Origin of the sequence: Streptococcus sp. HMSC073D05, assembly GCF_001812015.1 — a bacterium.
GTDB classification, from domain to species: Bacteria; Bacillota; Bacilli; order Lactobacillales; family Streptococcaceae; genus Streptococcus; species Streptococcus parasanguinis_D.
Window position 1 is genome coordinate 198322 of sequence record NZ_KV807483.1, and the last position, 9972, is coordinate 208293.

Below are 9972 nucleotides of genomic sequence, written 5' to 3' on the forward strand. Positions count from 1 at the left end.
TACAAACCACCCGTTTGACGGGTGGTCATGATTTTATGAAAATTAAAATGAGAACTTCAATGGACTACTAAGAGAGTTCATTCCAAAAGAGGAGTTTGTTAAAAGAACTAAATCATAATCTTTTAGAGGACTATACAAATGCTACCAATGAAAGACCAAGACAAATTCACACCATTACTTTTTAAGATTACGAAAGGCAATTTCTCCAACAGCCATTGGGATTACGTTTGAAGTATTCACATAAGTCTTAGTTGTAATCGTATCACTATGAGTGAGTGCTTCAGAAATAGCTTCCATAGAGGTTCCAGCCTGTTTAGCGAGTGTAGCTCCTGTATGTCGTAATTTATGAGGGGTTGCATGTGCGAGTTCTGGATGACGACGCTTAACAGATTTCATCTTGTTGTTAAGATAATCAGCATGGAGACAACTGTTTACATTTCCCTTTGTATCAATATACGTAAAAACATACTGTTCAGGAGTTTGCATGATGTTAAATGAAGCCAGTTCAGATTTTTGTTGCTTCTTCCAAGAATTTAACAAGTCGGTAAGTTCTTGTGGAATCGAAAAAATCGTCTTTTTATTCCCTTTAGTTGACTTTTGATTTTTATATCGATCTAAGGCTTGAACCAATTGAATTTGTTGATTTTTGAAATCAATATGTTTCCATTGCAAAGCGTAGCTTTCAGATTTTCTATCTCCTAAGAAAAAAGTTGTATAGAATAACACATAATCTTTGAACAGGAGTTTGTCATTTTTTAAATCTTCTTCAAAAGCTGTAAACCATGCTTGAAGTTCTTCTTGAGATAGATATAAATCTTCATCTTTTTTAGATTCCTGTAGCTTGATTTTCTTAGTGGCTTTGATACGGCTTATAGTTTTTGATAGGCGATTAGTTTCGATATACTCTAATTCTTCTGCCCAGTCAAAGATAGAGTTAACGTAGCTCCTGATAACTTTGAAATTTGCATATTCTTCAGCCTTTTGAGTCAATAGATTTAGTACAACTTGCTTATTTTGATTAAGAAAGTCTATTGAATAATTCCCAAGTAAGGGTAAGATGTGTTTTCGAAAAGCAATTTCTGTTCCAACTATGGTTGCTTGAGAAGGTGGTTTAGCAGTAGAAGTAGTCTGACCTGCTTTGTAGGATTCCCACCAAACGTTTTGATAAAAATCGGAAAAGAGGATTGAACCATTTGTTTCCAATGAGGTTGAATCTCCGCTTAAAATTTTATCAATCCTGTTTTGTAATTCAAGTTCGTATTTTTTAGCCTCACTCCTTAGTTTGAAACGTTTTTCAATCACTTTCTTATCAACACCTAGTGAAGACTTAACTTCCTCAGGAATATAAACACGTAAGCGATAAGTTCCATTTTTAGTTTTTGTAATTGACATAGTATTCTCCTTTTTTTGAATTGAGCTAGAAAAATACCGTGGCTTAATTATATCAAACCACGGTTATAATGCTACTGATTTTGTAACCACTGATTGAGTTCGGCTCTATCAAAGCGGACAGTTTTTCCAACTCGAATAACTGGTAACCCCTTTTTTATCCAAGAATCAAGCGTATTATTGGCAATTCCTTGATACTTACAAGCTTGTTGCTTGTTCAAGAATGGACTTTCAATGTTGTTACCATCCAATTTATTCTTTATTTCATTTTCTATGCTAATTTATGTCAAAAAGTTAACAAAAAGGGATTGAAATTTCATTTTCAACCCTTTTTTTATATAAAAAAGTCATAATGGTGTTAATTTGAATTAATACCCAGGTAAGTTTTAATTTTCTTTTCAAGAAAATCAATATGTTGGTTAATTTCAGTTTGTTGCTTATGAAGTTCATCAAGTTGAAAAAATAGTAGTCTAAGTCGTTGAGGAATTGTGGAGTCTCCTTTATATCTTAGGTCAGCGTATTCTTGCATATTTTTAATAGACATTCCCGTCTTTTTTAATCTAATAATGAATTGAGTCCACGCTATATCAGAGTCATCATAGTATCTACGATTATTTTCTTCTCTGTGTGAGTAAATCAATTTTTCTTGCTCATAGTATCGAAGTGTGGAAATAGAAAGTCCAGTTTTTTTAGCAAATTCTCCAATAGAATAGTGAGCCATAATATTTTCCCCCTCCTTTTTTTTATTATTTTAGCATAATTTTTAAAAAATCAAAAAATTTTCAGTTTTCTCTTGACATAAAGTGCACTTTACTATGTAAAATACATAGCATCAAAGGAATTTGATATAAAGCTAGGAGAGGAGGTAATACCATATAGACGAAAAATTGGTTTGAAGGAATAGAGAGCTCCAGAGGGGCTTAGTGATAAGGCTGTCAAGAACCTTGATGGGAGCAGCGACTCTTATAAAAAATGCAAATAGCAATCTGTAAAGGAGAAAATAGTATGGAACAAACGAAGAATTATACTTGTATTACTGGAGCCAGTGCTGGTATAGGAGCGGAGACAGCAAGACAATTTGCAAAATTAGGAACGAATCTTATTTTAATTGCTCGGCGTCAAGAACGACTAGAAAAATTGAAGCAAGAGATTTTGAACCATTATCCGGATTTAGATGTTGTTATTAAAGTTGTTGATTTATCGAAGTCCAGTAATGTTTTTGCTCTTTATGAAAGCTTGAAAAAATATCACATTACTACTCTAATAAATAATGCTGGTTTTGGAAATTATGATAAGGTTGAATCTCAAGATTTAGAAAAGATAATAACTTTAATCCATCTAAACATTGAAGCTTTAACAATTCTATCAACTCTATATGTGAGAGATTATAAAGATTGTAAAGGCGCTCAATTGATTAACTTATCATCTAGAGGCGGATACATGATGGTTCCAAATGCAGTTACATACTGTGCAAGTAAATTTTATGTCAGTGCTTTTACAGAAGGCTTGGCATTGGAACTAGAGGCAAATCAACATCAATTAAAAGCTAAGGTTTTAGCTCCAGCTGCCACAAAAACGGAATTCGGTCAAGTTGCTACAGATTCTAAAGAATATGATTATGATGAGCATTTTGCTAAATATCACACAAGTGAAGAGATGGCAAAATTTTTGATGGAATTATATCAAAGTGACAAAGTTGTTGGTTTAGTTGATGTTACAAATTTTGAATTTCATCTTAGCGGACCACTACTTAAACATTAATTATTTTAATAAATATAGATAATGTGGTATCGATTAATAGTTGCAGTCGTTTTATGATAAGAAGAAAGCTTCTGAAACGTTAGATTTCAGAAGCTTTTTGTCTTTAAGTTTTGAGTAAGTTATAATTTTCTGTGATATTTAGGATATTTAAAAAAATACAAGTGTTTTTGTAGATTAATTTACAATTTTTCCAGTATTTTACCAAGTAGTTCTTCTAACTTTCCTAAGTCCCCATAGACTGTCCCATCCATATAAAGATTGTAAACTTCATCATCTTGTTCCACGCGTATTTGTGCAGAGTATCCTTTTGATAATGCTAAGGAACGAATGACTTCTCGTTGAGTTCGTCCATTCCCTTCTCGAAAGGGATGGAAATAATTAAGATTATCAAGAATTTTTGCTAATTGTTTAATAATCTCATCTTTTGAATTAGCAGTTTGATAATAGGTATGAATAAGGCGGTTTATATATGCTTGGGCAGTACTGAAAGATTGTATTGACATAAAAGGATTCCCATTTTTTGAGATATTCACCTTGCGAAATTGTCCCGCCCAAGCATAGACATCTTGAAATAAATATTTATGAATGGCTAAAATATCACTAATGGAGTAGACTTCTATGGTTTTCAAGCGCAAGTCTGCAAGCCTTCTAGTAACGAATGAATGCTCATTCCGGTAGGCTTCTTCAATATTTGTAATATTTTGTTTGTTGATTAAGACTGTAGAATTTGGATAGGTATATTGGTGGTTGGGGTCAATGTACTCATAGCCTTCGTATTGATTTTTAACCAATATTCAATTCCTTTCGTTTGTTGATAACATAAGTTTTTAAATCAATCACATCTTGAACAGTAGGTTCATAATTTTCAATCATTGATGACCCAATAGCATACCAGACGGTATCGAAATCTGAAAAGTTATCAAAGGGAATCCCTAAAATTGTTAATTCTTCTTTATTTACATCAAGAGTCATGGCACACTTCCTTGTATAACGTTATCTTTATTATACCATAAAATCGGTATTTTTACCTAAAGGGATAGAGACCAAAAGATATATGTAAGCGTATAGATTAATACTTATGAAACGGTTGTAGGAGGAAAATCTCTCCTACACTATTATTGATTCTGAGAGAAAATTGCAAAATATCATCTACCAAACTTTCAATTATTAAGATTTTTTGCAATTTATCTGAATTAGAATCGCAAGGCTTCTCAATAATATAATTGTCGAATTTTTTCATTCTAACTTCCTCTCCACTATTTCTTCCTTTATCAAGAAAAAGTGAGCTCAATATTAATAAAGTACAATTCTAAATTAACTCCAATTATTGATTCATGATAATATTTCAGTAACTCATCGTGCAATTAAAAACAAGGATTTTTATTTCAAACGATCCATCGTGATCACTTCATCAGCCATCTCCCAAATTGCCGGATTATGTGTTGCGATAATGATTAGCCTATTATCATCTCGAAGAGATAGCAAAATCTCCATAATCAACTGAGAGTTTGCTGGGTCTATTGAAGCTGTTGGCTCATCTGCCAGAATAAGGGGTGGATTCTTTAAGATAACTTTTGCCAAGGCAACCCGTTGCGATTCTCCGCCCGATAACTCAAAGATGCGCTTATCTAAGTCAAGATAAGCCAGGCCGACCTGTTCTAAAGCCTGCTTCTGCCTCAACCGCTGTTCCGACCGACTCAACTTTTGACCAATGAGACCTAGCTTAAGGTTTTCTTCAATACTTTGGTTTTCAATTAAGCCAAAGTTCTGGAAGAGGTAGCCCAATTCGTGACGGAAAAAATCACTCGATTTATATTTGGCCAAGTCTTTACCTCGGTAAAAAATCGTCCCATCATAAGATTCTAATTTCCCAATCATGTTCATCAAGGTTGTTTTTCCGCTACCACTTGAACCAATTAAGGCATAGACTTTTCCAGCCTCAAATGTCATTGAAAGATTCGAAAATAACTCTCGTTCTCCAAAAGATTTACTCACCTGTTTAAGTTCAATCATATTAACCTCCCTTCAAAACAAGCATGGACATCTTGTTTTCTTTCTGCATTTGGACATGTAACTGTAAAAGAGATAGACCAGTAAAGAGTAACAAGACTAAGAAAGCAACTACTATCTCTACCTGAAGAAATACACTCGCAACAAATCCCAGTAAAAACACACCCAGTTGAGCAAAGAGATAAGTGCGATGGATTTCTAAGAACCTGAGACCTGCAATGCGTTTGATAAAAATGGCACGTCTAAATTCTTCGAAGTAGAGCCTATTCATAGTGTTAAACAACAAGATTGAAGTTGCAATCCCAAGCACAGCTCCTGCTAGCATTACCCAAAGTTCCCTCTGGATATTATCCAATAATGTGATGTAGTTGTGGTAACCTGTTTGCATTTCTGAGACCCAATTTTCAATGCCTTGTCTCTGGATAAGCTCCTGGGCATCAGACAATTGATTAAAGAGAACGTAGTTCTGTACTGCGTCTACCCAAAAGAAAATGGACTGTGGACCAGTTGATTGGGGTGTTATAACAATGATGATTGGATCTTTCAAAAACTGCTGGTAAGAAATAGGGGTCGTATTATACACAAATCGATCCTGACCTGATTCCAAATAACCAACCGTAGCAGTCATTTGCTGTCGTTCATCTTGACTAGACATGCGACTGGTTAAGTCGTCTTCAAAAACAGATTTATAATGTTCTTCCTCTGAACGGAGGTGTTCAGGCAGCAATAAGACAAACTCCCCTACATCAAGGTGATTCATCTTTTGCTCAATAGTTGTATCTACAGGAATGTTTTGACGCTCCAAGTATTGCGGTGTGACGATAAGGACATTGCCATTCGGGCTGTAATCGTGCCATTCTGTAGAGGTTGTCAAGTTTTTGGAGGAAGCCATGCCATTTTGCAAAGTACGTTCAATTAACTGGTGTCTAGATAAGAAAGCCTTTTGTTCTGAAACAGCCAGATCCATCAATTGATACCAAGTTCTGAGTTTCCTTTGAGCTTGTTCATCAAAACCAGGACTCGTTCCGTCACGACTGATAGATAGGATAATCAGTTGCCTTTCCTGACTCCAAACCTCTTGTCCAATCCGATGCTGTTGCCAGGCTTGGGAATACTTTAAGCTACTCCCTATTCCCAGCGTTACAATAATAATCGCAAATAGTTGACCGATTAAAATCAAACTAATGATTCCTCTGACAGGCACTTGCCCTTTTATAATCTGCATCAGGTGTATCTTTTTTATCCCAACTGCGAAGAGTTGAGCGAAAAACAGGGAGATCGACAACAAGATGAGATTATAACTGAGCAAGCCTTCTCCTATGGTCGTTAGGGATTGCGTTGGAAGCGACAGAATTTTTTGCATAAGAATGGCGAGCACGCCAGCTAAACTGAAACCAATAGCTATCCCTTTCAAATCCTCACCAACTGGTCTAAGGAAAATGGACCACCGTTTCTCTCCTGAAATGAGGCGAATGCCCGACGACCGTAATTGGCTAATTTGACTAATTAAAGTCAGTGCTACAAAGGTTAAGATGAAAATCAATAGACTGATTAACTGAAATCCGTTACTAAAGATAGCCATTAACGTAGATAGTTTAGATGGAATTATCAGGTGCATGTTAGTCAAGCCAAGTTGACTTAGCTCCTCCCTTAGCAAGTGAATATCTAGGTGTCCATCGAATACAAAATAGTTTGTTTCAACACTACTACTTTGAGCATCTTCTAGATTTTTTTCCTGGAGCCCATCAGGCAACTTTCCGTTCCCAAAGGTCGTATAAGAAAAAACTGTAGTACCTTCTGAGTTAATATCTTGGTGTTGAATCGCAATAAAGCTATCCGTTTCTTCTGCTAGTTTTTCCAAGCGTGTAGCAACATGCTGAAAAGTTGTTTCAGGGGAAGAATCACGTACAACAACGTTGGGGTAATAATGGGAGACATATGTATCAGTCCAAATGGTAAATACCCAAACAAAGAACAAACTAGCAAGCAGGTTGGATATGAGTATAAATAATTTTTTCATAGTGCATTCCTTATTCTAAAATAGAGGGCAGAAATACCCCTGCCCCCTATAAACTAACAAGCTTACTAAACTATTGATAAAAGAATCTTCTTCAATTATTCTTTACCATCCCGCATCAAATGTAACTTGCTCCCCAAAATTTGTATTAACAAACGCATAGGCCGCACTATGTTCTCCTGCATAAACTGTTTTTTCATTTTTACGTCCACTACTTCCAACATAGGCCCAGTGATACCGTGAACCATGATAATAATTCGAATATGCTCCCCAATTATTTGGATCATGATGGCCTCCATAGTTCCACTCGCCACCACGGTGAGAAAATGCCAAAACAGGAGAAGCCAAACTAAATGCCAAAACGACAAGGGATGATGCAACTACTTTTCTAATTTTTAACATATTATTACTCCTCTGAATGAAATATTATGAAAATGAGCGAAATGCAACTACACATTTTAATTAGGAATCTCAGTCTGAATTATAGTATCCTATTTTTTCCTCCTTTCTAACTGCACGTTCCTTTCTACAGACAGAGACCTAATTTTATAAACCAATCTTAAATACTTTAGATTTTGTAACTCATAATTTTCAACAGTTGGTTAGCTATGAAAGCATTTTATCCGTTACCATAACACGGATCTCCTTTAATTAAACTAATGAGAATATCTAAAACTAAAAGTCATACCTGTACGTGTAGGATTATAAGGATCTAAGGTCATCAAAGTGCTAAATTCTCAAACCAACTTCTACCGCCAATAAACGTGGAAGTTAATTTGTCAAAATAATGCTATTAAAAAATAAAAGGGAAAACTTTTTTGTTAAATAAGGTTATCGTTACTATTAACCAAATATAGTTTTTAGCCAATCAACTATAAGTGGTCTAAGTAATGGGATTAAGAATAGACCTACAATGATACCTAAAATAAATATTAGAGACATTTTTTTGAAGCTTCTTTTATTCATCTATGGACACCTCCCTGAATGGTCGATTACGACTCCAGGACATGTGTACGGACCACTTTTGGGAATTACAACTTGTCTTGCGCCGTTTCTTACTTGTTGTAAAATATAATTGTGAATATTACGTAATCCCCAAGCAACTCATTCCGAAGGCGCTTTTCCTGTCACATACGTTATTGTTCCATCTATAACCCAACCAACAAAAATTCCTCCAAAAAAGATTGCTGTAGCGCCTATAGCTCTACGGTCTTCTGTTTTTATTAGAGCACTTTTATTGTTAGGAATTATTTCATTTACACTTACCGTTAAAGTAAGTAGGGGAGAGCTAGTGTAGATAATAGCGATAAAAAAGTAATTTTTTTAATTATTTTTTTATAGTTACCCTCCTAATGTTATTTTGTACAGTGGGATGCTATATAGAAAAACGAGTTTCCTTACTTAAATTAATTGAGTTTTCCCTATGTTTTTCAAATCTATTTTGTATCCTCTTGAAACGAAAAATCAATCTTCATATACAGTATTTTGTTAGATAGTAAAGTTCTAATACTAACAAATCTGTCCCCTAGTTATCTCCTTTCAATTAATGAAATCCCCACCATCTCCAAATATCTAACAAGTTGAAGAGTGGGAGTGATGCTATAAAGAATAAATAAATAGTGATTTTTTCACGTTTTCCACCTCTTTCTTTAATATATATGATATACTAAATATATATCGAAATGTAAAAATGTCACATATATACACATAATTAGAGGTGGAGTTGTTATGCGTTGGGATTACGGTACGATCTATAAAAAAATACGGAAATCAAAACATATTAGTCAAGAGGAAGTTTGCCAGGGTTACATTTCAAGAGCGCATTTATCGCGTATTGAATCGAACCAAGTGGTACCTAGTTTTGAGTCCATGGAGCATCTTCTAAAGCAAGTTGGCCTAGATTTCGAAGAATTTCGATATATATGCCATTCCTACCACCACTCCGATAGAGAAGAAATTATCTTATTAGCAGAAGATAACAATGCCTACCAATCAAATGATAAATTATTGGAACTGAAGAATAAGAGTGTAGCTTATTTAAAAAAACATCCTAATGATATTCCTGTGTTAAATATACTAAAGAGAGTAGAGGTCATTCTTTGTTTAAGAGAATCTGGTCCAGATGAGAAGGTAAGAACGATGGCCACGGAAGCATGGAACGAAATTAAAAATCAGGATGTCTGGTATCATAGTGACCTCAAATTAATTGTCGTTATTTTATTCACACTTCCACTAGAAACAGTGATTTCTATCTGTGATGAAGTTATAGATAGGCTGAATGATTGCTCTGATTATACAGAGATTCTTCCCACCAAGTATAAATTACTCTCTAATTTAGCTAGTATTTTTCTGTGGAATGGTTTGATGGAGAAGTGTACTAGTATCAGTTATCTATTGTTAGATACGGCCCAAAAAAGTAAGCGATATGATTTTCTAGGAAATGCTAAAGTGACACTAGGAATTTGTTTAACTGATAAAAAGTTGGTCGATGAAGGATTGCAATTACTCGAATTAACGGATGAACAAACACTATTGGAAGCATGTCAATCAGATGTTAAGCGCTTTTTCAAAAAATGAGTTTCTAAATGGATTCAGTCATAAAACAGTTTGAAGATACAATCAACATGTTATTCTGTGCATGCTCAATGGATATTGGGTAAGGGATAGAAATCTATACATTATCCCATTAGATCAGCTAGTTAAGCAATAGAAAGAATGATCATTTAATTTAATAAATAATAATTTTAAATTGCACCCAAAATGTTAGAATTCATCTAACATTTTGGTTTTTTTTT

General features: G+C 34.6%; 10 protein-coding genes and 1 pseudogene. 3 read left to right on the top strand and 8 right to left on the bottom strand.

Annotated elements, in window-relative coordinates:
- Positions 1–46: 46 nt before the first annotated feature.
- Positions 47–185: pseudogene (locus HMPREF2832_RS10110) on the top strand (IS30 family transposase); the annotation flags it as partial.
- Here the strand turns inward: HMPREF2832_RS10110 and xerC are convergent.
- From xerC to HMPREF2832_RS02175, 3 genes are all read right to left on the bottom strand, one after another.
- Entirely contained in the window at positions 175–1392 is a 1218-nt protein-coding gene (gene xerC / locus HMPREF2832_RS02165) for a site-specific integrase (protein ID WP_070505384.1), read from the bottom strand. The pseudogene HMPREF2832_RS10110 and the gene xerC overlap by 11 nt on opposite strands.
- A 71-nt stretch (positions 1393–1463) precedes the next feature.
- The gene (locus tag HMPREF2832_RS02170) at positions 1464–1670 is read right to left on the bottom strand and encodes a helix-turn-helix transcriptional regulator (RefSeq protein ID WP_051385333.1); all 207 of its coding nucleotides are present in this window, start codon (positions 1668–1670) and stop codon (positions 1464–1466) included.
- A gap of 77 nt (positions 1671–1747) precedes the next feature.
- Positions 1748–2110, bottom strand: coding sequence for a MerR family transcriptional regulator (locus tag HMPREF2832_RS02175; protein WP_070505386.1), 363 nt, complete (start codon positions 2108–2110; stop codon positions 1748–1750).
- Between the two features lie 284 nt (positions 2111–2394).
- Between HMPREF2832_RS02175 and HMPREF2832_RS02180 the strand changes: the two genes are divergently transcribed.
- Entirely contained in the window at positions 2395–3150 is a 756-nt protein-coding gene (locus tag HMPREF2832_RS02180) for an SDR family NAD(P)-dependent oxidoreductase (protein ID WP_070505388.1), read from the top strand.
- A 179-nt stretch (positions 3151–3329) separates the two neighbouring features.
- Here the strand turns inward: HMPREF2832_RS02180 and HMPREF2832_RS02185 are convergent, their stop codons facing one another.
- From HMPREF2832_RS02185 to HMPREF2832_RS02205, 5 genes are all read right to left on the bottom strand, one after another.
- Entirely contained in the window at positions 3330–3941 is a 612-nt protein-coding gene (locus tag HMPREF2832_RS02185; RefSeq protein ID WP_070505390.1) for a Fic/DOC family protein, read from the bottom strand.
- Positions 3934–4122 (bottom strand): hypothetical protein, encoded by a 189-nt coding sequence (locus HMPREF2832_RS02190; protein WP_000171299.1) that lies wholly within the window; start codon positions 4120–4122, stop codon positions 3934–3936. Before HMPREF2832_RS02190 ends, HMPREF2832_RS02185 begins: the two co-directional genes overlap by 8 nt.
- Positions 4123–4530: 408 nt before the next feature.
- Positions 4531–5163, bottom strand: a complete 633-nt coding sequence (locus tag HMPREF2832_RS02195; protein ID WP_023919434.1) for an ABC transporter ATP-binding protein — start codon at positions 5161–5163, stop codon at positions 4531–4533.
- Position 5164: 1 nt separating this feature from the next.
- Entirely contained in the window at positions 5165–7180 is a 2016-nt protein-coding gene (locus HMPREF2832_RS02200) for a bacteriocin-associated integral membrane family protein (protein ID WP_070505391.1), read from the bottom strand.
- Positions 7181–7282: 102 nt separating this feature from the next.
- On the bottom strand, positions 7283–7579 hold the full coding sequence (locus HMPREF2832_RS02205) for a lactococcin 972 family bacteriocin (RefSeq protein ID WP_070505393.1): 297 nt from the start codon (positions 7577–7579) through the stop codon (positions 7283–7285).
- Positions 7580–8905: 1326 nt separating this feature from the next.
- On the opposite strand from HMPREF2832_RS02205, the gene HMPREF2832_RS02210 reads away from it, so the two are divergent.
- Complete coding sequence (locus HMPREF2832_RS02210) at positions 8906–9754, top strand: helix-turn-helix domain-containing protein (protein ID WP_070505395.1); 849 nt, start codon at positions 8906–8908, stop codon at positions 9752–9754.
- The last annotated feature ends 218 nt before the right edge of the window (positions 9755–9972 follow it).